The sequence below is a fragment of the Haloactinopolyspora alba genome, assembly GCF_003014555.1.
Lineage (GTDB): Bacteria > Actinomycetota > Actinomycetes > Jiangellales > Jiangellaceae > Haloactinopolyspora > Haloactinopolyspora alba.
Genome location: NZ_PYGE01000003.1, coordinates 369,986 through 393,304 on the forward strand (window position 1 = coordinate 369,986; position 23,319 = coordinate 393,304).

23 protein-coding genes and 2 pseudogenes are annotated in these 23,319 nt (G+C 69.9%); 9 read left to right on the forward strand and 16 right to left on the reverse strand.

Going from position 1 to position 23,319, the window contains the following annotated elements; translation table 11 throughout:
* Nucleotides 1–4: 4 nt before the first annotated feature.
* The 4 genes from CLV30_RS26295 to mce all read right to left on the reverse strand — a co-directional run bounded on the left by CLV30_RS26295 (nt 5) and on the right by mce (nt 2,890).
* Nucleotides 5–157 carry a hypothetical protein gene (locus CLV30_RS26295; RefSeq protein WP_165358549.1) on the reverse strand — a complete coding sequence of 51 codons (153 nt, stop codon included), beginning with the start codon at nt 155–157 and terminating at the stop codon, nt 5–7.
* 125 nt (nt 158–282) lie between these two features.
* Nucleotides 283–1,233 carry a methylmalonyl Co-A mutase-associated GTPase MeaB gene (meaB, locus tag CLV30_RS06435; protein WP_205740708.1) on the reverse strand — a complete coding sequence of 317 codons (951 nt, stop codon included), beginning with the start codon at nt 1,231–1,233 and terminating at the stop codon, nt 283–285.
* On the reverse strand, nt 1,230–2,411 hold the full coding sequence (locus CLV30_RS06440) for an acetyl-CoA C-acetyltransferase (protein WP_106536356.1): 1,182 nt from the start codon (nt 2,409–2,411) through the stop codon (nt 1,230–1,232). The genes meaB and CLV30_RS06440 overlap by 4 nt, the downstream gene beginning before the upstream one ends.
* A 62-nt stretch (nt 2,412–2,473) precedes the next feature.
* Nucleotides 2,474–2,890 (reverse strand): methylmalonyl-CoA epimerase, encoded by a 417-nt coding sequence (gene mce / locus CLV30_RS06445; RefSeq protein WP_240723247.1) that lies wholly within the window; start codon nt 2,888–2,890, stop codon nt 2,474–2,476.
* Between the two features lie 289 nt (nt 2,891–3,179).
* Between mce and CLV30_RS06450 the strand changes: the two genes are divergently transcribed.
* Nucleotides 3,180–4,460 carry a coiled-coil domain-containing protein gene (locus CLV30_RS06450; protein ID WP_129710949.1) on the forward strand — a complete coding sequence of 427 codons (1,281 nt, stop codon included), beginning with the start codon at nt 3,180–3,182 and terminating at the stop codon, nt 4,458–4,460.
* A gap of 10 nt (nt 4,461–4,470) precedes the next feature.
* Here the strand turns inward: CLV30_RS06450 and CLV30_RS06455 are convergent, their stop codons facing one another.
* Together CLV30_RS06455 and CLV30_RS06460 are read right to left on the reverse strand one after the other, a co-directional pair.
* A complete protein-coding gene (locus CLV30_RS06455) occupies nt 4,471–5,259 on the reverse strand; it encodes an alpha/beta fold hydrolase (RefSeq protein WP_106536358.1) in 789 nt (262 codons plus the stop codon).
* Nucleotides 5,260–5,289: 30 nt separating this feature from the next.
* Nucleotides 5,290–5,526 (reverse strand): hypothetical protein, encoded by a 237-nt coding sequence (locus tag CLV30_RS06460; protein WP_106536359.1) that lies wholly within the window; start codon nt 5,524–5,526, stop codon nt 5,290–5,292.
* 18 nt (nt 5,527–5,544) lie between these two features.
* Here CLV30_RS06460 and CLV30_RS06465 point away from each other — a divergent pair, with 18 nt between their 5' ends.
* Nucleotides 5,545–7,656, forward strand: a complete 2,112-nt coding sequence (locus CLV30_RS06465; protein WP_106536360.1) for an MMPL family transporter — start codon at nt 5,545–5,547, stop codon at nt 7,654–7,656.
* A 27-nt stretch (nt 7,657–7,683) separates the two neighbouring features.
* On the opposite strand, the gene CLV30_RS06470 is transcribed toward CLV30_RS06465, so the two are convergent.
* Nucleotides 7,684–8,571, reverse strand: a complete 888-nt coding sequence (locus CLV30_RS06470) for a LysR family transcriptional regulator (RefSeq protein WP_205740707.1) — start codon at nt 8,569–8,571, stop codon at nt 7,684–7,686.
* 85 nt (nt 8,572–8,656) lie between these two features.
* Here CLV30_RS06470 and CLV30_RS06475 point away from each other — a divergent pair, with 85 nt between their 5' ends.
* A complete protein-coding gene (locus tag CLV30_RS06475; RefSeq protein ID WP_205740706.1) occupies nt 8,657–9,139 on the forward strand; it encodes a nuclear transport factor 2 family protein in 483 nt (160 codons plus the stop codon).
* A 95-nt stretch (nt 9,140–9,234) separates the two neighbouring features.
* Nucleotides 9,235–9,840 carry a DinB family protein gene (locus CLV30_RS06480; RefSeq protein ID WP_205740705.1) on the forward strand — a complete coding sequence of 202 codons (606 nt, stop codon included), beginning with the start codon at nt 9,235–9,237 and terminating at the stop codon, nt 9,838–9,840.
* A gap of 18 nt (nt 9,841–9,858) precedes the next feature.
* On the opposite strand, the gene CLV30_RS06485 is transcribed toward CLV30_RS06480, so the two are convergent.
* Nucleotides 9,859–10,491 carry an HNH endonuclease family protein gene (locus CLV30_RS06485; protein WP_106536419.1) on the reverse strand — a complete coding sequence of 211 codons (633 nt, stop codon included), beginning with the start codon at nt 10,489–10,491 and terminating at the stop codon, nt 9,859–9,861.
* Between the two features lie 113 nt (nt 10,492–10,604).
* A complete protein-coding gene (locus CLV30_RS06490; protein WP_106536363.1) occupies nt 10,605–11,444 on the reverse strand; it encodes an alpha/beta fold hydrolase in 840 nt (279 codons plus the stop codon).
* A gap of 166 nt (nt 11,445–11,610) precedes the next feature.
* Here CLV30_RS06490 and CLV30_RS27775 point away from each other — a divergent pair.
* Nucleotides 11,611–11,946 (forward strand): annotated as a pseudogene (locus CLV30_RS27775) (esterase family protein); the annotation flags it as partial.
* A gap of 8 nt (nt 11,947–11,954) precedes the next feature.
* Here CLV30_RS27775 and CLV30_RS06500 read toward each other — a convergent pair.
* Genes CLV30_RS06500 through lpdA form a run of 3 tightly spaced genes read right to left on the reverse strand, consistent with a single transcriptional unit; the run spans nt 11,955 to nt 15,139 of the window.
* Nucleotides 11,955–12,788, reverse strand: coding sequence for an MBL fold metallo-hydrolase (locus CLV30_RS06500; protein ID WP_106536364.1), 834 nt, complete (start codon nt 12,786–12,788; stop codon nt 11,955–11,957).
* Nucleotides 12,789–12,803: 15 nt separating this feature from the next.
* Entirely contained in the window at nt 12,804–13,739 is a 936-nt protein-coding gene (locus tag CLV30_RS06505; RefSeq protein WP_106536365.1) for an alpha/beta hydrolase, read from the reverse strand.
* Complete coding sequence (lpdA, locus tag CLV30_RS06510) at nt 13,736–15,139, reverse strand: dihydrolipoyl dehydrogenase (RefSeq protein WP_106536366.1); 1,404 nt, start codon at nt 15,137–15,139, stop codon at nt 13,736–13,738. Before lpdA ends, CLV30_RS06505 begins: the two co-directional genes overlap by 4 nt.
* A gap of 133 nt (nt 15,140–15,272) precedes the next feature.
* On the opposite strand from lpdA, the gene CLV30_RS06520 reads away from it, so the two are divergent.
* The 4 genes from CLV30_RS06520 (at nt 15,273) to CLV30_RS06535 (ending at nt 18,691) form a co-directional block, all read left to right on the forward strand.
* Nucleotides 15,273–15,848, forward strand: coding sequence for a hypothetical protein (locus CLV30_RS06520; protein ID WP_165358548.1), 576 nt, complete (start codon nt 15,273–15,275; stop codon nt 15,846–15,848).
* A gap of 115 nt (nt 15,849–15,963) precedes the next feature.
* Complete coding sequence (locus tag CLV30_RS06525; RefSeq protein ID WP_129710947.1) at nt 15,964–16,227, forward strand: hypothetical protein; 264 nt, start codon at nt 15,964–15,966, stop codon at nt 16,225–16,227.
* A gap of 2 nt (nt 16,228–16,229) precedes the next feature.
* Nucleotides 16,230–18,185, forward strand: a complete 1,956-nt coding sequence (locus CLV30_RS06530) for a hypothetical protein (protein WP_106536370.1) — start codon at nt 16,230–16,232, stop codon at nt 18,183–18,185.
* Entirely contained in the window at nt 18,182–18,691 is a 510-nt protein-coding gene (locus tag CLV30_RS06535) for a hypothetical protein (RefSeq protein WP_129710946.1), read from the forward strand. Before CLV30_RS06530 ends, CLV30_RS06535 begins: the two co-directional genes overlap by 4 nt.
* Nucleotides 18,692–18,700: 9 nt before the next feature.
* On the opposite strand, the gene CLV30_RS06540 is transcribed toward CLV30_RS06535, so the two are convergent.
* The 4 genes and pseudogenes from CLV30_RS06540 to CLV30_RS26300 form a co-directional block, all read right to left on the reverse strand.
* A complete protein-coding gene (locus tag CLV30_RS06540; RefSeq protein ID WP_106536372.1) occupies nt 18,701–18,979 on the reverse strand; it encodes a hypothetical protein in 279 nt (92 codons plus the stop codon).
* A gap of 7 nt (nt 18,980–18,986) precedes the next feature.
* Nucleotides 18,987–19,676: an endonuclease NucS gene (nucS, locus tag CLV30_RS06545; RefSeq protein ID WP_106536373.1), complete on the reverse strand. Its 690-nt coding sequence runs from the start codon at nt 19,674–19,676 to the stop codon at nt 18,987–18,989.
* Nucleotides 19,677–19,735: 59 nt separating this feature from the next.
* Nucleotides 19,736–23,059 (reverse strand): error-prone DNA polymerase, encoded by a 3,324-nt coding sequence (locus CLV30_RS06550; protein WP_106536374.1) that lies wholly within the window; start codon nt 23,057–23,059, stop codon nt 19,736–19,738.
* 31 nt (nt 23,060–23,090) lie between these two features.
* Nucleotides 23,091–23,319, reverse strand: a pseudogene (locus CLV30_RS26300) (HNH endonuclease signature motif containing protein); the annotation flags it as partial.

Consider the following 23,319-nt stretch of genomic DNA (forward strand, 5'->3'; position numbering starts at 1 on the left):
CGCCTCAGAACAGCTCGGTGAAGAAGGTGATGACCGCCTCGAAGAAGTCGGCGAAGGCGTCACCGAAGCTGCCGAGCAGGTCGGCCAGCCCCTCGGGCTCGGTGAGCACGAAATACACGAGGAACGCGATACCCAGGATGATGAGTGCCTTCTTCACTGCATCATCCTCTCTCACGACGTCCGGTCCGCAGGCGCACAACGCGCGCACCTGATGACTTTGTACCGCAGATCGCGGTGCGGGCCGTAGCGCCACGCCGGATCTTGACACGGTGATCGAAAAGGCTACCGCATGGACGCGGTGACGGTGTCGGCCGCCGCGTACGGGTCGTACTCGCCGGCCAGCACGGCCGCGGCCAGCTCGTCGAGGCGGTCGTCGCCGTGCAGATCCGCGAACGTGCGACGCAGGTCGGCCATCGCGATGGCCTCGATCTCGTCCCGGACGCGGCGGATGCGGCGGCGGTGCGTGTCGCCGCTGCCGGCGGCCCACTCCCGGTGCTGGTCCAGGGCCTCGACCACCTCGTCCACACCGTCGCCACGCGCGGCGACGGTGGACAGCACCGGCTGCCGCCACGCACCGGGCGCACGCTCGGTCATCCGCACCACCGAGCGCAGGTCGTGCACCACCTGCTCGGCGCCGTCGCGGTCGGCCTTGTTCACCACGAACACGTCGCCGACCTCGAGGATGCCGGCCTTCGCCGCCTGGACGCCGTCGCCCATGCCCGGCGCCAGCAGCACGAGCGTGGTGTCGGCGAGCGCGGCCACCTCGACCTCGGACTGGCCCACGCCGACCGTCTCGACCAGCACCACGTCGCAGCCCGCCGCGTCGAGGACCCGCACGGCCTGCGGGGTGGCCCAGGCCAGCCCGCCCAGCCGGCCGCGGGTGGCCATGGACCGGATGAACACGCCGGAGTCGGTGGCGTGGTCCTGCATCCGCACCCGGTCGCCCAGCAGCGCGCCGCCGGTGAACGGCGACGTCGGGTCGACAGCCAGCACGCCGACCTGCTGCCCGCGCGCCCGGAAGGCGCTCACCAGAGCCGACGTCGTCGTGGACTTGCCGACACCGGGCGCCCCGGTCACGCCGACGATGGCCGCCTCGCCCGCGTGCGGCGTGAGCGCCGCCATCACCTCACGCAACTGCGGCGAGGCGTTCTCGACCATGGACACGAGCCTGGCGACGGCGCGGCGCTCGCCCTTCGTCGCCCGGGCGACGAGATCGGTGACCGGAGCCGTCACGCGCCGGCACCCGGCACCCGCAGCACCAGGGCGTCGCCCTGACCCCCGCCGCCGCACAGTGCCGCCGCACCCGTGCCGCCTCCGCGGCGGCGCAGTTCGAGCGCCAGGTGCAGTACGAGCCGCGCACCGGACATGCCGATGGGGTGGCCGACGGCGATGGCGCCGCCGTTGACGTTGACCCGCTCGGGGTCGGCGCCGAGCTCGCGGGTCGCGGTGATGCCGACCGCCGCGAACGCCTCGTTGATCTCCAGCAGGTCGAGCCGGTCCAGAGCGAGGCCGTCCTTGGCGCAGGCCGCGCGCACCGCGGCGGCGGGCTGGCTCTGCAGGCTGGAGTCCGGCCCGGCGACGACGCCGTGCGCGCCGATACTCGCCAGCGGCCGGACGCCGAGCTCGTCGGCCTTCGCCTCGCTCATGACCACCACCGCGCAGGCGCCGTCGGAGATCGGCGAGGACGAGCCGGCGGTGATGGTGCCGTCGGAGTCGAACGTGGGCCGCAGCTTGGCCAGCGACTCGGCGGTGGTGTCCGGGCGGATGCCCTCGTCCTGGTCGAACCGGACCGGCTCGCCGCGTCGCTGCGGCACGTCGACGGCGACGACCTCGTCGGCGAAGAGCCCGTTCTTCCAGGCAGCGGCGGCGCGCTGGTGCGAACGTGCCGCGAACTCGTCCTGCTCGGCGCGGGTCAGGTCGTGGTTCACGGCCTCGGTGAGCGCGCCCATCGGCTGGTCGGTGAACACGTCGTACAGGCCGTCGTAGGCCATGTGGTCGAGCATGGTGATGTTGCCGGCCTTGTGTCCCTGCCGCGCGCCCGGCAACAGGTGCGGCGCGTTGGTCATGGACTCCATGCCGCCGGCGACGACGACGTCGAACTCGCCGGCGTTCACCAGCTGGCTCGCCAGCGCGATGGCGTCGATGCCGGACAGGCACACCTTGTTCACGGTCAGCGCGGGCACCGACATGCCGATGCCGGCGTTCACGGCGGCCTGCCGGGCGGGCATCTGCCCGCAGCCGGCCTGCAGCACCTGCCCCATGATGACGTAGTCGACCGACGCGGCGGGGACGCCGGAGCGGTCGAGGGCGGCACGGATGGCCAGGCCACCGAGGTCGGTGGCGGAGTATCCGGACAGCGAGCCGAGCAGCTTCCCGATCGGGGTACGCGCTCCGGCGGCGATGACGGGCATGGCGTCCTCCTGAGTGTCGTCCTCCCACGGTAGCCCGCGGGCGCGCCGCCGTCGGGGGCGCGTCAGTGTGGCCCGGACACCAGCTCGACCAGCACTCCCCCGGCGTCCTTCGGATGCACGAAGTTCACCAGCGTCCCGGCGGTGCCGCGGCGCGCCCGCGCGTACAGCATGCGCATCCCGCGCTCGCGCAGGGTGGCCGCGGCCGCCTCCACGTCGTCGACGCGGTAGGCGAGCTGCTGCAGCCCCGGGCCCTTGCGGTCGAGGAACGCCGCGATCGGCGAGTCGGGTCCCAGCGGCGCCAGCAGCTGTACGCACGGCCCGGTGTCGTCCGGCGAGACGCGCAGCATCGCCTCGCGCACGCCCTGCTCGTCGTTGGTCTCCTCGTGCACCACCTCCATGCCGAAGTGGTCGCGATACCAGGCGACGGCCTCGTCCAGATCGGCGACCGCGACGCCGACGTGGTCGATCGTGGTGAACACGCCGATAAAGATATCTACTGATGTGTCCCAAGCGGGTGGTGGGTTCGCATTTCGCCAACTACCGTGATCCTGGGAGAGCCCCGTTGATCTCCGAAAGGCACGCCACACTCGACTTCCCACCGCCCGCACCCCCTCGACCGAGCCCGGTCAGGCGGTATCCTGCCTTCCCAACCTGATGAGGGCTCGGCGTCCGTGACGGGGAAGACCCGGGAAGCACCTCGAAGGGATCAATGGGTACGACAGACGTGTGACGGCCCCGCCGGGGGTCGCACCCCCGATGAGGGAGAACATGAGCGAGGTACGAGAAGTAGCGGTTCGAGAGACGGGCGCGGACGGCCTGTCCATCTTCGACGGCTCGCCGACGGGCGGGTTCACCATCGCCATGCGTGGCTACGACCGCGTCCAGGTCGAACAGCACGTGCGGCAGCTCGAGGCGACGCTGGCCCAGGTGCGAAACCGCGCCAACGACCTCGACAAGCAGGTCGTGCGGCTGCGTCAGGAGCTGGCCGAGGCGAGCACGGAGCTCCGGGAGGTCGAGCGGCCCTCGTATTCCGGGCTGGGTGCACGTATCGAGCAGCTCCTGCGCCTCGCCGAGGAGCAGGCCAGCGAGCTCATCGCACAGGCCGACAGCGAGGCCAGCGAGACCAGGGCCGAGGCGCAGGTGGACGCCACCGAGCTGCGCACCGCGGCCGAGAACGAGGTCGAGGAGCTGCGCGCCGAGGCCAAGCGCACCGCCGACGAGGTCATCGACGAGGCACGTGTCGAGGCCGAGGAGGTCCGCTCCTCCGCCAACCGCGAGGCCAGCAACCTGGTCGACAGCGCCAAGCGCGAGGCCGCCAAGGTGCGCTCGTCGATAGAGCACGAGACCAGCGAGCGGCGTGCCCAGGCCGAGCGCGAGATCAGCCGGCTGCGCGCCGTCGCCGAGCGTGAGGTTGCCGAGCTGCGCGCGACCACCAAGCGTGAGGTCGAGGAACAGCGCACCACCGCCAAGCGCGAGGCCGAGTCCATGCGCGCGAAGGCACAGGCGGTGCTCGACGAGGCGCAGGTCAAGGCGGAGAAAGAGAACACCGAGCACGAGCTGCAGCTGGTCGCCAAGCGCGAGGAGCTCGAGCGCGAGATCAACGAGCGCTACGAGGCGTCGGTCAACGAGACCCAGAAGCTCGTCAGCGACGCCGAGGACCGTGCCACCGACGCCGAGGCCAGGGCCACGGCCGCCCACGAGCGTGCCGAGAAGGTGCGCCGCGAGGCGGACGAACAGGCCAAGGCGCTCGTTGCCGGCGCCAAGCGCAACGCCGAGCAGCTGGTCAACGAGGCGAAGGCGCACGCCGAGACCACGGTGAACGAGGCCAAGGCCGAGGCCTCGTCCACGTTGACCGCGGCCAAGCGCGAGGTCGCCGAGCTGAACCGGCAGCGTGACAGCATCACGGCGCACCTCAGCCAGCTGCGTAGCCTGCTGGGCGGTGTGGCTCCGGGCGAGCCGGGCCCCGCGGTCGAGTCGGGCAAGTCCGACGACGTGGTGGATGCCGAGCTGGTCGACGACCCGTCGGCGTCACAGCAGCAGGAGAAGTGACCTGACGACGCTACGGCGTCGACGACACCACCTCGTGTAGAGCGCCGGCCACCGCACCGGGGTCTTCGACCGGTGCGAGGTGGCCGGCGCCTGCGATGACGCGCACCGGGGCCGGCGGCACGAACGCCTCGGCCATCGCCTGCGCGTCGTCTCGGCCGGTCAGCGTGTCCTCCTCGCCCACCAGCACGGCGCCGGGCACGCCCACGGCTGCCAGCGTGTCGAACGACGACGCCCGCGCGGCCATGGCGCGCTGCGCCCATGCGACGCCGTCGGGGCGCGCCTCGTCGAGCCACCGGGTCACCCGCGCCACCACGTCCGGGCGTTCACGGCGGGTGGTGGCGCCGAGCAACGTCTCGAGCATCGGCCGCAGCGCCCGGTTGCCGTTCTCGAGCACGGCGGCGGCGACGCGTTCGCGGTTCGCCCGGGCCTCGTCGGTGTCGGCGGCCGCCTTCGTGTCCATCAGCACCGCCGTCGCCACCCGTCCGGGGTGCCGGCGCAGCAGCGCCATGGTCACGTACCCGCCCATGGACAGCCCGCCGACGACGGCGCGGTCGATGCCGAGCCGGTCCAGCAACGCCGCGACGTCGTCGGCGTAGTGGTCCAACGACGGCTCGTCGTCTCCGGGGTCCGGCGATCCGCCGAATCCGCGCAGATCGGGGACGACGACGCGGTGCCGGTCGGCCAGCTGTGACGCGACGGGGTCGAGCACGGCTCCGGGCACCGGGAACGCGTGCAGCAGCACCAGCGGCGTTCCGCCGTCGCCGGCTCCGTGCTCGACGTGGGCGAGCTCGACGGTCATGTCCGGCAGCCTAACGGCTCCCGCCAGGTGTCACAGCGGCCGACGGCGCCCGCGCGCGTTCCAGCAGCCGGTGTGCCAGTGCCGTCGCTCGTCGACACCGTCACCGACGAACGAGGTGGCCTCCACCGGCCACGCCACAACGTGCGGCGTCGCGGGCCGGATCAGCTGGTCGCAGCCGGGGCACCGGTACGGCTTCGTCGAGGAGCTGCCGGTGATCCGCCGGACCACCCAGTCGCCGTCGGGCCACGTCTCGACCGATTCATGCATGGTCCTATCGTCGCCCACATGTTCGCTCGCTGGGGCACCGCCGTGACTCACCGCCGTGTACCGGTCCTGGTGGCGGTCATCGTCGTCGCGCTCGCGCTCGGCGGCTACGGGCTCGGCGTGTTCGGTTCGCTGAGCCAGGGCGGCTACGACGACCCGGGCAGCGAGGCGGCCCAGGCCGTGCGGCTGAGCCAGCAGAACCCGGCGGCCGCGTCGCCGGACGTCGTCGCCGTCTACACCGCTCCCGAAGGGACCACCGTGGACTCGCCCGGGGTCCGCCGCCCGGTCACCGCCGCGCTCGGCGACCTGCCCGCCGACTCCGTCGCCGCGGTCCGGTCGTACTGGAACAGCGACGACCCGTCGCTGCGCGGCGACGGTGGGCGCTCTGGGCTGGCGCTGATCACGCTGGCCGGCGACAGCTCCGACGAGAAGCACGACGCCTTCGACCGGATCGAGGAGTCGCTGCACGTCGAAGGGGTGCGGACCGAACTGGCCGGGCAGATCCCGCTGGAGGCCGGGACGTCCGAGCAGATCGAGCAGGATCTGGTCCTCGCCGAGGCGGTCTCGTTGCCGGTGGTGCTGGTGCTGCTGGTGCTGATCTTCGGCGGTGTCGTGGCGGCGGCACTACCGGTGCTGGTGGGCGCGCTGTCGGTGCTGTCCGCGCTCGGAGTGTTGCACGTCATCGCAGGCATGACCACGGTGAGCGAGTTCGCGGTCAACGTGGCCAGCCTGCTGGGTCTGGGCATGGCGATCGACTACGGGCTGTTCGTGGTCAGCCGGTTCCGCGAGGAGCTCGACGACGGTGTCGACGCGCACGAAGCGGTGCGCCGGACCGTCGCCACCGCCGGTCGTACCGTGGCGTTCTCGGCGACGCTGCTGATCATCGCGCTGTCCACGCTGCTGCTGTTCCCGCAGAACTTCCTGAACTCGCTCGCCTACGGCGGCATGGCGGCCGTCGCTCTCGCGGCGCTGATCTCGCTGACCGTGCTTCCGGCCGTCCTGTCGCTGCTGGGCCGGCGGGTCGACGCGCTGGCCATCCGGCGACGTGGCGGCCCGGCACGGCCCGGGCGGTTCTGGCCACGGCTGGCCGACGGGGTGATGCGCCGTCCGCTGCTCGTGGCGCTGCCGATCCTGGCCGTGCTGATGCTGCTCATCTCGCCGTTCCTGGACGCCCGGTTCGGCCAGCCGGACGAGCGGATCCTGCCGGAGGACGACCCGGCGCGAGCGGCCGTCGAGTACCTGGAGGCGCAGTTCCCGGACGTGTCGGCCGACACCGTCCGGGTGGTGCTGGACACCCGCGGCACGGCCGCGTCGCCGTCGGAGCTGGAGTCGTTCGCCGCCGAGATCCGCGAGGTCGGCGGCGTCACGCAGGTCGCTCCCGCCGGCGCGCTCGACGCCGGCGTCGTCGTGCTGGACGTCTGGTACGAGGGCGCGACGTTCGGCGACCGGGCACGCGACGTCGTCGGCGACATCCGTGCGATGGACCCTCCCGCGGAGGCCGGAATGCTGGTCGGCGGGCTCACCGCGACCAGTGTCGACAGCCTCGACGCGATCACCGACCGGCTGCCGGTGATGATCGCCGTCCTGGTCGGCGCGACACTGGTGCTGCTGTTCCTCGCGTTCGGCTCCGTCGTGCTGCCGCTCAAGGCGGCGATCATGGCCGCGGTCAGCCTTACCGCCACGTTCGGCGTTCTGACCTGGATCTTCGTCGACGGCCACGGCGCCGGCCTGCTGCACGTGACACCACAGCCGATGGAGGTCGGCACCGTCGTGCTGATGGCGGCCGTCGTGTTCGGGCTGTCGACGGACTACGAGGTCTTCCTGCTGTCGCGGGTCGTCGAGGCGCACGACGACGGCGCCACCACGGCCGAGGCCGTGCGCACCGGCCTGACTCGATCCGGACGCGTCATCACCGCGGCCGCGCTGCTGCTGATCGTCGTGGTCGGCGCGTTCTCGCTGTCGGGGATCCAGATGATGCGCTTCATCGGCGTCGGGATGATCATCGCCCTCGCCCTGGATGCGACCGTGATCCGGATGCTGCTGGTTCCGGCGCTGCTGAAGCTGCTCGGCCCCGCCAACTGGTGGGCGCCCGGGCCGCTGCGCCGGCTCCGCCCGCACTCCGACCCGCCGTGATCAGCATGACGATCCAGCGGATGGACCTCAGCCCGTGAGCGAGAGTGCCTCGGAAACGTGGCGGACGACGTCCGAGACGATCGGCGGAGGCGGATCGGCACGCGTCGGTAGCAGCGCGTAGAGGCCGCGGGTGGGCGCGTCGGCGAGCCGCACCGCGACCACGTCCCGCGGCAGCGACCCCGCCAGCAGGCCGGGCACGAGCGCGACGGCGTGCCCGGCCGCCACCATCGCGATCTTGCCCAGCAGGTCGACGGCGTCGACGTCCAGCCGCGGCTCGAAGTCCGCCCGGGCGGCATGGCGGCGCAGCAGCGCTGCCGAGCCGGCGTCGTCCTCGACCCACGTGTCCGCGGCGAAGGCGGCGAGCGAGGCCCGGTCGCGGCCGGCCGCGGAATGCCCGGCGGGCACGATCACGCACATCTCGTCGACGCCGAGCACCTCGCGTCGCAGCTGAGAGTCGGCCTGCAGGCCCGGCGGCGCGTCGGTGACGACGGCGACGTCCAGTTCGCCGCTCGCGACCAGCACCTCCAGCTCCGCGGTGAGCGCTGGACGCACCGACCATCGCACGCCGTGGTCGTCGACGAGGCGCCGCAGTGCCGCCGGCACGATGCTGGCGGCGGCCGAGGGCGTCGCGCCGACCGCCAGCCGCTCGGGGACGACGGCGTCCGCCGCGTGGGCGGCGCGGACCGCCCGGTCCGCCTCGGCGACCACGATCCGGGCGTGGTGGCCGAACGCCTCGCCCGCCGGGGTCGGCTCCACGCCGCGGGCGTGCCGATGTAGCAGCCGCGCCCCGGTCTCGCGTTCGAGGCCGGCGACCTGCCTGGAGACGGCGGACTGGCTGAAGCCGAGCTCTTCGGCCGCCGCGGAGAACGAGCCCGTCCGGCAGACCTCGAGGAACGAGCGCCACGATTCCAGCACACTCGCCAGGCTATGCGTTTGTTGCATCCCACCTATGCAGGATTCTCGCTTGTCGCATGGCTCGACCGCGGACACGATCGTGACCATGAGCAACCACGACACCGACGACCATCCGAGTTCGACACGGAACGGGCCGGTGAGCGAACCGGAGCACGGACTCGGCGTCGCCGCGGGGGTCGACGTGCCGGACGCCGTCCTGGCGCCGCTGGTCGCCTACGCGGCCGGGCACGCCACCGGCGATCCCGCGCACTTCCACGAGGCGTTCCTGCCGACGGCTCACGTCGAGGGCCTGCGCGACGGAAGGTTCGTGTCCTGGGATCTCGCGGCCTACTGCGCGAACTTCACCGGCAGCCCCGCCGCGGACGAGTCGTCACGCCGGCGGCGCATCGAGCACGTCGCCGTGACCGGCACCGTCGGCACCGCGACGATGACGCTGCAGCACGGCCCGCACACCTTCACCGACGTGTTCCTGCTGGTGTGCGACGACGGCGCATGGCGGATCGCGAACAAGGTCTACCACCGCGACCGTCGCGGCGTAACGTCAGCGCCCAGCGTGACCGTCACGTAGGTCGATCCGGACCGGCAGCAGCGTGGCCCGGGCAGGCACACGTTCGGTGACATATTCGGTGGCGGCCGGAGCCGGGCGTGGGCAAGCATGGCGTCATGACTGCCCCTGATTCCGGCGAGCCCGCACCACGACGGTGGACCGAGTCGACCGTGTACACCGACATGTGGATCGACCCAGACGACGACCCGCGCGAAACCGACGCCGGGGGCACCGACGAACGCGGCATCCTGCTCGACTACCTGCGCCACTACCGCCTCACGGTGGAGATGAAGTGCGCGGGCCTGGATGCCGAGCAACTCGCCCGGCGATCCGTGCCACCGTCCACGATGTCGCTGCTCGGGCTGGTGCGGCACATGGTCGAGGAAGAGCGGCACCTTCGCCGGGTCATGGCCGGCGAGGACGCGCCGCCGCTGTACCGCACGGACGACGACCGCGACGGCGACTGGAACGGCGCGACCGCCGACCCCGCCGTCGTGGAGGACGCCTGGCGACAGTGGCGGGCCGAGACAGCGCTCACCGACCGGTTCGTGGCCGGTGTGGACGACCTCGGCGCCTGGAACGCCGGTGCGTCCGACCTCGGTGCCGACGGCGCGGACCTGCAACTGCGCGACGCTCTGGTGGCGCAGATCGCGGAGTACGCGCGGCACTGCGGCCACGCGGACCTCCTGCGCGAGCGCATCGACGGCCGCGTCGGCCAGTGACCGGGCCGGCCTGCACCGTCAGCAGGTGTCGAGCATCCGGTCCAGCGCGGACTTCTCCGCGGCGTCGGCGGTCAGACCCCAGTCGTGCTTCACGTCGATCCAGTGCCGACCGTAGTAACACCACCAGTTGGTGTTCTCCGGCCGCCACTCGGCCGGATCCTGGTCGCTCTTGGACATGTTGCTCGACCCGGACACCGCGATCAGCTGCCCGCGGCTGAGGTCGTTCGCGAAGTCCGCGCGCCGCTGCTGCGACCAGGAGTCCGCGCCGGAGCGCCACGCCTCGGCCAGCGGGACCATGTGATCGATGTGCACGTCGGACGGGTCGCTGAGCCAGTCCCGGTCGTAGACGCTGTACCAGCTGCCGCTGTCCGGGTAGCAGTCGGCGCCGGTCTGCACGCCAGAGCCGTCGCGGCGGAGCACGACCTCGCGGGTGTTGCAGTTGCCCTCCTGGCCGAGCCAGTGCGGGAAAAGCTCGCGCGAGTAGCCGTCGTCCGAGCCGGGCGCGGCGACGGTGATCGCGTCGAGCTGGGCACGTGATTCGGCCACCGATGGCGGGTCGGGCGGGTAGGCGGCGGCCGGGCCGGTGACCGCGGCGGCGACGCCGACAGCGACGAGGACGGCGAACAGGGTACGGAGCAGCCGAGAACGCATGACCATGACCTTCCGATTGGCTCGGATTGACCGTCATCGTCAACGATGCCGGATACGCCCGCTCGGCGTCAGTGCCGTACGCAAGATTCAGCCGGTGTTCACGCCGGCGGTGATCAGCGCTTCGCCAGCAGCCATCGCAGCGCCTCGTCGGTGGCGTCGAAGTGCCCGGCATGACCGGCATCGGCGCTGCGAGTGAGCGTGGCACCCGGGATGCGCCGACGCAGCCAGTCGGCGTGGCCGACTGGGACCAAGGTGTCCTGTTCGCCGTGCCACAGCAGGACCGGGACGGTGATGTCGGCCGGATCGAAGCCCCAGGGCAGCCCGTACAGCGCGAGCTCGTCGTCGGTCCAGCCGGCCAGCCCGGGCCGCAGCGCCTCGGTGAAGGCCGCCGACAGCATCTCCTGAACCTCGGGCCGCGCCAGCATCCGCTGCTCGGCAGCCGGCAGTAACGAGGCGAGGTCGTCGGACTCGGCACTCGCCAGGTGCTGCTCGAGAGCGGCCCGGCCCTGGCTCGCGGCCTCGGCGCTCGCGACGTTCCCATCCGCCATGCCCGCCGTCCAGTCGAGGCCGGCGGCGTCGATCGGCGCGGTGGAGGCCAGCGTCGCGACCCTGCGGACGCGTCCGGGATGAGCGGCGGCGAAGGCCAGCGCGTGCGGTCCGCCGCCGGAGACGCCGAACGTCACGACGTCCTCGAGGCCCAGGGCGTCGGCGATGGCGGCCAGATCGGCGGCAGCATCGACGACCCGTCGCCCCTGGTGTGGCGTCGAGCGCCCGTAGCCGGGCCGGTCGTAGGTGATCAGCCGGACGTTCAGGTCGCGGAACATGTCCTCGTCCGGATGCCGCGCCAGCCGGCTCATCGGCGTTCCGTGGGCATAGAGCACCGGCGTCCCGCCGGGCACGCCCCACTCCTCGACCGCCAGCGTCCGGCCGTCGCAGGCTTCGATCTCTCGCATGCGCTCAACCTAGAGACGGCGCCGACCCCGGGGCAATGAACTTAGCGGTCAGCAGAGCGACACCGTCGACGCGCGTGAAACCCGATTGCCCGGTCGCCGGGCCGGCCGTACGTTGCCGGGCGTGACGGAGCCGGCCGCGCTCATGGTGTTCCAGGAAGGCCGGCGGTCGTTCAACGACCGCTACGTCACCTTTCTCCTGGATCAAATCATTCCCCGGGTCACGGAGCGGTACTCGATCACCGAGAACCCGGACCACTAGGGCATCTGCGGCGGCAGCAGCGGCGGCAACTGTGCCTTCACCGCGGCATGGCTGCGGCCGGACAGCCACCACGACCTGCGCTGGAACGAACCGGAGCGGAACTGGCTCGCGAACAATCTCCGCGTCGCCGCCGCGCTCGCCGAAGCGGGTTACGACTTTCGCCTGGTCCTCGGCAACGGCGGCCACAGCGCCAACCACGGTGGTGTCCTGCTGCCCGACGCCCTGCGCTGGCTCTGGCGGTGATCGCGCATCTACTGTCCGGGCGCCCCGTCGTGCTCTTTCCTTTCGGCGAACCGCTGTGCCTGCCATTCATACACGCCGGGCAGCCAGTCCGCGCCGAACGTGGCCGACGGGCCGATGCGCGGGTCGTCGGGAACGTTGCCGTCACGCAAGGCATGCACGTACGCGCGATCCTGGCTGATCCGTGCGCGCACCTGATCGGCGCCGCAAACAGACCCATGACCCGGGATGAGGACATCAACGTCGTCCGCCACCTCCTCGAGTCGCCGCAGCCCGACGAGGTAGTCGTCGACCGGGTTCGCGGCGTCCTGGTCGGGGAACGGCATCAGGATGTCAGAGAGCATGTCGCCGGCGACGAGAACACCGCGCTCCTCGATCAACAGCGCCGCGTGGCCCTGCGCATGCGCCGGATGCTCGATGATCCGGACGTCAGGGCCGTCCCACGGAATCTGCGCGGCTCCAACTGGCAGACCGGTGATGAGGCCGAACAGGTCCAGCGGTACCTCCGCGGCGATCTCCGGCGGTAACCCCTCGACGACGCGCGTCTTCCAGTCCGCGTTCGACAGCAGATCTCGCATGTACGCCGCACAGCGCGCTGTGCCGTACCGAGGCGCTTCGCCGAACCCGGAGTGCCAGAGCACGTGATCCCAATCAGGATGCGTCGCGAAGCCCGCCACAACAGGCTGCCCCGACTCGCGAAGGTCGTTCGCGAGGCAGGCCATTTCGGAGCCTTGTATCCCCGGGTCGATGAGCAACACGCCAGCGCGGCCCTGAACGACGACGGCGTTGTTCTGGAGTAACTCGCTCTGGTGAACCTGCACGCCATCTGCGACCTGTCTCAGCATCCACGTATCGTAGGCTCAGCCGTCGGCGGCGCTGTAGGCATCCTCGATGAACTGGACCAACGAGCTTTCCAGGTCGGCACCGTCGGAGGACTCCCGCATCATGTCGGTGCCGTGATTCTCGCCGTCGCGGATCACGAGCTCCTTGTCAGGTGACGCGGAAGCGGAGTACAACTCTCTGACTTCCGCCTCGACCGCACCCTGCATGTCGCCCGTGGACGCCACGAACAACGACGGCGCACGGATCCGCTCCACGGCGCTCGCCGCGTCGACCGAATCACACTCCACCGGGGAAGAGAGGATCATCAGGCCGACGAGCTGCTGCGCGTCCGCACCGGCCCCCGCAGCGACCGTCCCGCCACAGGACGCACCTGCCATGAACATGCGCTCGGCGCCCAGCCTGCGCAGTTCCGCCACAGCCGCGGCCATGTCCCGGTCCATGCCACGGGAAACGGGCTCGTTCTCGGGCACCTCGACGAGCTCGGACGCACCGTGGGAACGGAATTCCGGGATCATGACGTGGAACCCGAGGCTCGCGAGCTCGATACCCATCGGGATGAACGAGCAGATGTTGTAGCCCGTTTCATGAGCGAGGACGACGCCGTCGGGGCCGTCGCCGAGCTCGAGTGCGGACAAGTGCGTCCCGTCGCTCGCGGTGAGGGTCCGCACGCGGTCGTGCAGTGACTCCGGTACACACTTGTTGACCATGTAGCCGGCGCCGGTTTCGACGGTCCAGTCCGGCCAGCCGGGCTCGTAGCTCACCGGCGGGGTCAGACTCGGGCGCGGCTCCTGCGGTGTGGTGTGCTCGTTCGTCGGTGTGGCAGGCCTCGTCGACGTCTCAGAAGGAGGCGTCGAGGATCCGGCTGCGGGGTCGGAACCGGCGGACTCCGCAGTCGAGCACCCGACGAGCGTGACGAGGGCCAGCGCCAGCGCGGCCGTCGACGATCGGGTCATAAATTGATCATGTGCCCGGCGATGCCGTCGATAGCCTCCTTGACCGCCTCGGACAGGGTCGGATGCGCATGGATGTTGCGTCCGACCTCGTCCGCCGTGAGGTCCCACATCTGCGCCAGCGTCAGCTCGGGCAGCAGCTCGGTGACGTCCGGGCCGATCAGGTGCGCGCCCAGCAGCTCGTTGCGCTCGGCGTCGGCGACGATCTTCACGAACCCGGCCGTCTCGCCGAGGCCGTGCGCCTTGCCGTTGGCCATGAACGGGAACTTGGACACCTTGACCTGGTGGCCGAGCTTCTCGGCCTGCTCCTGGGTGTAGCCGAACGCGGCGATCTGCGGCTGGCAATAGGTCGCGCGCGGGATCATCGCGTAGTCGACCGGCATGGTGTCCGCGCCGGCGATCGTCTCGGCGGCGACGACGGCCTGCGCCTCGGCGGTGTGCGCCAGCATCAGTTTGTTGGTGACGTCACCGATGGCCAGGATGCTCGGCACGTTCGTGCGCATGAAGTCGTCGATCTCGACGTCACCGCGCTCGGACATGGCGACGCCGGTCTTGTCGAGACCGTAGCCCTCGACCCGCGGAGCGAACCCGATGGCCTGCAGCACCTTGTCGGTCTCGATGACCTCCTGCTGCTCGCCCGCGGTGACGGTCACCTTGACCTTGTCGCCGGAATCGTCGATCGCGTCGACCCGAGTGGACGTGCGGACCTCCACGCCGAGCTTCTTGTACTGGCGGGCGAGCTCCTTGGAGATCTCCGGGTCCTCCAGCGGGACCATCCGGTCGAGGAACTCGACGATGGTGACGTCGACGCCGTAGTTGGCGAGCACGTACGCGAACTCGACTCCGATGGCGCCGGCGCCCGCGACGACCACGCTTTCCGGCAGCTCGCTCTCGAGGATCTGCTCCTCGTAGGTGACGACGCGCTCGCTGAGCTGGGTGCCGGGCAACAGCTTCGTCGTCGAGCCGGTGGCAACGATGCAGTGGTCGAAGGTCACCGTCTCGGAGCCGCCGGCGTTCAACGTGACGTCCAGCGTGGTGGCGTCGGTGAACGAGCCCCATCCGTCGTACTCGGTGATGCCGTTCTTCTTCATCAGGTAGTGCACGCCCTTGACCCGCCCGTCGGCGACGGTCCGGCTGCGCTCGTAGGCCTTGGAGTAGTCGGCGGTGATCTCGCCGCCGATGGTGATGCCGAACGTCGACTCGGCCTCGTGCTTGATGATGTGGGCCAGCTCGGCGTTGCGCAGCAGCGCCTTGCTGGGGATGCAGCCGACGTTCAGGCAGACGCCGCCCCAGTACTTGGACTCCACGACCGCCACCGACTTGCCCAGTTGCGCCGCCCGGACGGCGGCGGTGTACCCGCCGGGACCGGCACCGAGGACCACGACATCGAAGTGCGCACTCATGGCGTCCAGCCTAAAGGTCGTCCGCGCTCCCCCGCGCGTGGCCATGGTCTCACCCGCGGGAGGGACGTCGTCGGCCCCGCGGTCCCGGCAGAGTCGTCGGCGACGCACTCCCCCTGACGAATGGACCCGTGCCATGCCCCGCCACACGTCCCGCCGCACCCGTACCGTGCTCGCGACCGCCCTCGCCGCGGCCACCGCCACCGCCACCGCCACCGTCTCCACGTCCGCCCAGGCCGACGATTCCGCCCAGGCCGACGATTCCGCTCAGCCGAGTGCGGGCAGCCGGGTGTTCGGCTCGGGTGGCGGCGAGCTCGACTTCCCCGGCTACGCCGGCGACCCGGTGACGTTCACCATCCGCGGTCGCACCACCGAGGAGGGCAACCCGCTGTCGGTACGTGGCACTTTCGACGTCACGCACACCCGCCCGGACGGCAGCCCCTACGCCGAGTTCAGCGGCTCCCTCGACTGCATGTGGGCCGCCGGCGACGTCGCCGTCGCGACGGGTGTGATCGACGAGTTCGACCTGCCCGGGCTACCCGGCGTCGACCTCGGCGGACGGCGCGTCGGGTTCACCATCGACGACGGCGGCCGCCACGACCGGATCGGCTGGAGCTGGGCGGTCGCCGGATTCGAGAAGGACGTACCGATGTGCACCAGCACGGCACCGTTCTTCGAGATCGAGCACGGCATGTTCGACGTGCGCGACTGAGCCCCACCCACGCGGACCCGAACCCCCGGGGGCAGCAGCCACGCCGCTAAGATCACCGGCAGTTCGTGGTCGGTCGACCAGTGGCGTCCACCTCCGCCGGCGGAACGGAGTCCATATGGGTGACAACCCTCGTCGCAAAGAACTCGAAAATCTTCGACGACTCGTGTCCGGCAAGATCGACGACCTGAAGGAAGCTCTCGACAAGCCCCAGACGATCATGGCCGAAGGCGATGCCTGGACCGGGTCGGTAGCCGACGTCTTCGGCGAAGACGTCGACTACCGCAAGACGGACCTGCGAACAGCAGCCGAGACGCTGACGGACGACATTGACGAGGCCGTTTCGGCCGAACCGAAGACACTCCCCGACGGGGGCGAGTGACGATGGGCACGTACTCCTCGGTGTCGGTGGAGGGCTTGGAAGACCTCGTCTCCGAGATGCAATCGGCGTTGATGGCGATCGACTCTTTCACCGGACAACTGGGCTACAGCTCGATCAAGACGGACATGGATGATTTGGGCGTAACGTCCGAGGCGATCGACAACCTCAAGACCATTCAGAACTGGATCAACGACGACGAGCTGCCGTCGTTGCGCCGTCGCCTCAACCTCGCGCGCGGGCTGCAACAACAGTCGCCGGACGCTGCGTTCGTGCAGGTGGACGAGACGGTCGTCGATGCGATGAGCTCCGAAGAAGCCGAGCAACGCGGACGCGAACTCGCCCAGGACTTCGAAGAGCTCGGCGGGCCGAACGATGGCTTCGACGATCTGATGAGCCGCTACGAGGAGCTCGCCAACGACCCGGACGCCATGTCGGGCTTCTACGCCGAACTCGGCCCGGAGCTGGCCGCGATGTTCGCCGCCAGCTTGGGCAGCCCCGGTAGCCCGGCCGGCGAGAATTCCCAACGTTATCTCGAACTCATGAGCATAGGGCTCGGCACGGCGATGAAGGACGAGACGCGGCCGGGTGACTGGTACGTCATGAACGAGTTCTGGGAGGAGACGGACAATCCCCAGGTCGCGTGGGGGCGCCTTGCTCTGCTGGAATATGGCGACTTCTCCGACTCCCAGTTCTTCGTTCAGATGGCCGTCGAAGGCACCGCTCTGGACTCCTTCGTGCGGGAGGACTGGTCCGATCCGCAGAACATATCGAACCGGAACCTGCATCCTCATCAGCACCAGATGCCCCTCGATCTGCCGTCCAACGTGGGCGCGATGGCGTTCCGGGTGCTCGGGAACAATCCGGAGGCCTCCCGCAAGGCCCTGACCGGGTACGAGGACTTCCCGCTCTCCGACTTCGTCGACCGTGTCTACGAAGCCGGCGACTACCCGCACGACCGGCACGGACTGGTCGATTCGTTCGGGCACGCCATCGAGGCTGGCTCGGGGGTGGAGGGCGACCCACCGCGCACCGAACACAGCGACGAGGAGTCGGCGTTCGCCTTCAAGTTCATCAACGCCTCGGCGGACCACGACGAGGTCCCGTTCCTGATCAAGGACTCCCTTGGTCGCCTGGCAGGGTCGTACGTTCACGAGATGGTCGCTGGGTCATTCGTCGACGACGGCGAGCGGCCGGGGTTCCGGGAGTCCTCGATGACCGATGCACCGAACGACTTTCCTGGGGGCACCGGGCTCGACCCGTCCTTCTATCTAAGCCCAGAGGTCACGTACGAGTTCCTCGGTAGCTTCCAGGACGAGCTGCAACTCTCCCAGCCGTTCGACGAGGCCATGGGCACCCTGCTCAGCAAGAAGCTCGACGCCGCCATCCAAGCGGACAAGTCCGGCGACGCCGACGGGACACACGCGCAGCAGGTCATGCAACTGTTCGGCGGTGCTTCCCGAATGCACTATTTGGCCCGCAAGGAGTACGCCGCTGATTTCGACGCACAGGAAGAGGCACGGCGCGCCGGCGTCGCGCAATTCTACAGCAGCGGCATGGCGATCATCCCACTGCCGGGTTGGAAACACTTCGCCTACTGGGGCTTCCAGGTCGCGGCCAACGACAAGCTCAGCGAGTGGGTGAGTGGCGGGCCCGGAATGGAAGACCAGGTGGTGTCGGAGAACGCGACGGCGGAGTCGATGCGGTGGTACATGACCGTCCAGGCCATGATCGAGAACGGTGTCGGCGAGAATGCCGTTTCGAACGCCCCAGCAGGGCTCTTCGAGGACGGTGAACTGAAGCCGATGAATGAGATCTTCGCAGACGAGCAACTCTCCGAGCAGTTCTATGACTGGGTCAACGAGACGCCGGCACTGAACGGCCCGTCCGACGAGGCGCAGGAGGGATGGAACGACGGCGCTCATGGTGTCGACGCGTTTGTGGGGGCGATGGATCGATGACGTGGATCAGACCTGGCGCGCTCGTCGCTCTTCTCGGCGCACTGGCATTGACAGGGTGTTCGGAAGGCGACGCATCGACAGATGTCGAAACGGTGCAGGGTGAGATGGTCGACGCGCTCACTCCATTGTTCGACGAGTACGCATCACTCACCGGCGGCGAAGGCACTGTTCGGGCCAACGAGCCCACCGACATCGGTTGCACCGAGGGTGAGCGCGCCCAGCACCAGATCGTTTTCTCGATCCCCGGGTCCGGTGACGTGACGATCGACGATGCAGAAGCGGTGTTCGACAACTTCATGACCGGCCCTCATGATCTCGACGTTCGAGATGACGTGGATTTCTCGGGCGAAACGCTGACGAGCAGGTACGAGGACGGCGCCGCCTTCTATGAGCTGGTCAAGATCGTCCGGGACGGCTACACGATGACCCTTCTGGTCGACGTCGGGCCGGCCGAAGCAGGCGGGCTGACCGTCGCGGTCGACGTGTTCACGGACTGTCTCGGCTGAGGCCCCCTGTCAGATCCGCGGCGACACGTCCACGATCGCGAAGATGACGACCAACACCGCGAGACCGACCCACCCCAGCCGAGCCGCCTCGTGCCCCGCAGCGGACAGCTCCGGCTCACCACGCATGCTCCATCGGCGTCCGAAGAAGACGTAGCGGTTCTGGTCGCCAAAGGAACACACGACGAACAACACCGCAGCGACACCGAACAAGGTGATGTCCAGGACGGCACCGCCGGCGGCGAGCGTCGCCAGCAGCGCAACGGTGCCGACGGCGGGGAGGACGATCATCGCGACCTCAGAACAGCCGGGTGGTCGGGTCGTCGACGCCACGCAGCGCGTCGTAGTCGACGGTGACGCAGATGATGCCGCGGTCGACGGCGAGGGTGCGGGCCTGGGGCTTGATCTCCTGCGCGGCGAAGACCCCGCGCACCGGACTCAGGTGCGGGTCGCGGTTGAGCAGTTCGAGGTAGCGGGTGAGCTGCTCGACGCCGTCGATCTCGCCGCGACGCTTGATCTCTACCGCGACGGCCGCGCCGTCGTGATCGCGGCAGAGCAGGTCGACCGGGCCGATGGGCGTCGGGTACTCGCGGCGGATCAGCCGCCACCCGGCGCCGAACGTCTCGACCTGATCGGCCAGCAGTTCCTGCAGGTGGGCCTCGACCCCGTCCTTGACGAGCCCGGGGTCGACGCCCAGGTCGTGCTCGGTGTCGTGCAGCACCTCGAAGATGCGCACGACTAGACGGTCGTCGGTCTTGGTGCTGGTGACGGTCCATTCGGCGACAGCGCCACCCGCGTCGCCGTCCGGCTGCGACTCGGCCAGCGAGCACGGCGGGCTCATCCAGTTGAGCGGCTTGTACGAGCCGCCGTCGGAGTGCACCAGCACGCTGCCGTCGGCCTTCACCATGATCAGCCGGACGGCTTCGGGCAGGTGGGCCGACAGCCGACCGGCGTATTCCACTTCGCAACGCGCAATGACGAGACGCACGGTGTCCGACGTTACCGGGTCGCCCCGCTCCGACGGCTCAGCGACGCCGAAGTCGGGGATCAGCGGAAGTCGCGGCTCTTGACACCACCGCTGACCTTGAACGGCGCCAGCCGGGCGGCCAGCAGGTTGACGGCGCCGTCGTTGCGTTCCAGCTTCCCCTGGACGAGCAGCGCGGACGACTCGAGTGCGATGCGACGCTGCCGCTGCCACACACCCGGCGGGCAGATGACGTTGATCATGCCGGTCTCGTCCTCGAGGTTCATGAACACCACTCCCCCTGCCGTCGGTGGCCGCTGCCGGTGCGTCACCAGCCCGCCCACGACGAGCCGGACCCCGTCCTCGTTGTCGCGCAGCGTGGCCGCAGGGACCGCGCCCCACCCGGTCAGCCGCTCACGCACGTGCTGCACCGGATGGCTGTCGGGCGACACCCCCGTCGCCCACAGATCGGCGAACGTCTGCTCCACCGGCGTCATGACCGGCAGGTCGGGCGCTTCGGCTCCGGGAACGGTACCGGGGAGCTGACCGGGGCGGTCGTGAGCGAGCGCGCCGACCGCCCACAACGCCTCACGCCGTTGCAGCCCGAAACACTCGAACGCGCCGGCCGTGGCCAGCGCCTCCAGCGCGGGCAACGGCACCTCGACGCGGCGCACCAGGTCGGCGACACCGCCGAACGGACGCGCCGCTGCGATGGCCTCAGCCACCGACGCTCCCAGCCCGCGCACCGAGGACAGCCCCAGGCGGATCGCCGGCTGTGCGTCGGCCGGCGCGTGCGGATGATCCGAGACCACCGGGACGTGTTCTTCCAGGACGGCGTCGACGTCACTGACGTTGACGTCGACGCCACGGACGGTCACGCCGTGTCGGCGGGCGTCGTCGATCAGCGTCTGCGGCGAGTAGAACCCCATCGGCTGGTTGTTCAGCAACGCGGTGGTGAACACCGCCGGGTGGTACCGCTTCAGCCAGGCGCTGGCGTACACGAGATAGGCGAAGCTGTAGGCGTGCGACTCGGGGAAGCCGTAGCTGGCGAAGCCGAACAGTTTGCCGTAGATGTCCTCGGCCACGTCGTCCGGGATGCCCTTGGCCGCCATACCGGTGAGCAGGCGGTGACGGAGCCGCTCGATCCGCTCGGGAGACCGTTTGGAGCTCATGGCCTGCCGCAGCTCGTCGGACTCTTCCGCGCTGAAGTCGGCGCAGTCGATGGCCAACTGCATCATCTGCTCCTGGAACAGCGGGACACCCCGGGTGCGGTCCAGCGCCGACTTCATGAGCTCGTGCGGGAACACGACCTCTTCGTCCCCGTTCTTGCGCTTGATGTACGGATGCACCGAGCCGCCCTGGATCGGCCCGGGCCGGATCAGCGCCACCTCGACCACCAGCTCGTAGAACTTCCGCGGCCGCAGTCGGGGCAGCGTGGCCATCTGCGCTCGCGACTCGACCTGGAAGACGCCCACGGTGTCGGCGTCGCAGAGCATGTCGTACACGGCCGAGTCCTCGCCGGGCACGTCGCGCAACGTGTAGGTGCCCTCGTACAACCCGCTGAGCAGCTGGAACGACTCACGCAACGCGGAGAGCATGCCGAGACCCAGCAGGTCGAACTTGACCAGCCCCGCCGCCGCGCAGTCGTCCTTGTCCCACTGCAGGACACTGCGGCCGGGCATGCTCGCCCACTCGACCGGGCACACCTCGCCCACCGGACGGTCGCAGAGCACCATGCCGCCGGAGTGGATCGACAGGTGCCGCGGTAGCCGGAGCATGCGGTACACCAGCTTCGCGACGTGTTCGGGGATGCCGACGTCGTCGGGGATCGGCTCGTGATGACCGATGTGCCGCGACCACGCGTCCACCTGCCCTGGGCTGTACCCGAGCGCACGCGCGACGTCACGTAGTGCCATCCGCGGGCGGTAGCTGTTGACGTTGGCGACCTGGGCCGCACGGGCGCGACCGTAGCGCTGGTAGACGTGCTGGATGACGTCTTCACGGCGGGCGTTCTCGATATCGATGTCGATGTCCGGCGGGCCGACCCGGGAGTCGGTGAGGAAACGCTCGAACAGCAGGTTGTGCTCGATCGGGTCGACGGCGGTGATGCCCAGGGCGTAACAGACCGCCGAGTTCGCCGCCGATCCGCGCCCCTGACAGAGGATGCCCTGGTCGTGGCAGAACCGGACGATCTCGTAGACGATCAGGAAGTACCCGGGGAAGTTGAGCCGTCCGATGACGTCCAGCTCGTGCTCGATCTGGTCGTAGATGTGCTGTGTCTGCGGCCCGCGTGGGCCGTAGTGGTTCCGCGCACCCTCCTCGACGACGTGCCGCAGGTAATCGGCGTCGGTCCAGCCGTCCGGCACGGTCCGCTCGGGAAGCTCCGGCGCGATGAGCGTGAGATCGAACCAGCAACTCTCGCCCAGTGCGACGGTGGTCTCCAGCACCCCTGGGTAGCGGCTGAGCCGCTGTCGCATCTCCGCCCCACTGCGCAAATGCGCCGTGCCCGTGGCCGGCAGCCAGCCCGCGAGGTCGTCGAGGCTGCTGTTGGCGCGGGCCGCCGCCAGCACCTGGGCGAGGTCGGCATCGGCGGGGCGGGCGTAATGCACGTTGTTGGATGCGACGACGCCGGCCCCGACCAGGTTCGCGAGGTCGTACAAGGTGTCGTTGCGGGTGTCGTCGAGCGGCTGGTCGTGGTCGATCAGTTCGACGAAGACATTCTCGCGGCCGAACAGGGCGACCAGACGGCGCAGTTCCGCCTCGGCCGCAGACTCACCCCCGGAGTCCAGAGCCGCCGGAACGAGGCCCTTGCGGCATCCGGTGAGCACGGCCCAGTGCCCGCCGTGAGCGGTCGCCAGCTCGTCGAGGTCGTAGACCGGTCGGCCCTTGTCACCACGCATCTGTGCCTCGGTGATCGCACCAGCGAGACGGCGGTAGCCCTCCGGATCGCGCGCCAGAACCAGCAGATGATGCCCCTCCGGGTCGGGGACGCCGTTCTGCCGCTCGGTGAGGCCGAGGCTCAGCTCCGCACCGAAGACCGTCTTCACCCCGGCCGCACGTGCGGCCTCGGCGAAACGGACCACGCCGTACATGCCGTCGTGGTCGGTCACAGCGAGTGTCTCGACACCCTGTGCGACAGCCTCGGCCACCAGATCCTCCGGCTCGGAAGCACCATCGAGGAAGCTGTAGGCCGAGTGGCAGTGCAGCTCCGCCCACGCGACGCCGGGACGCGGGCGCGACGGGGCGGTGGTCACCGCGGGTACGCGTTCGGTTGCCGGCGTGAGCTGGTGTCCGGCCGCCGGCGCGGAGGGTCGGGGTAGCTTCTCGCCGTCGCTACGCCAACCGCTGCCCCACGACAGCGCACGTTCGAACTCTCGCCAGGGGATGTCGGGGTTGTGCCAGCCCATGTCGTGTTCCTGTTCGTGCTGCGGTTCGTCGTCAGAACGGTGGGGGCTCGGGTGGGTCGGGGGTGTCGGGTTGTTGTGGGGTGGGGGTTTGTTCGGGGGTGATGGTGGTGGTGCGGCCGGTGGGGCTGGTCCAGACGAAGGTGCCGGGGTGGGGTTGTTCGACGTGCCAGCGGGTGTGGTGTTTGAGCAGGTGGTGGTGGCGGCAGAACAGGCCGAGGTTGCATGCGTCGGTGCCGCCGAGGGGGTAGACGATGGTGTGG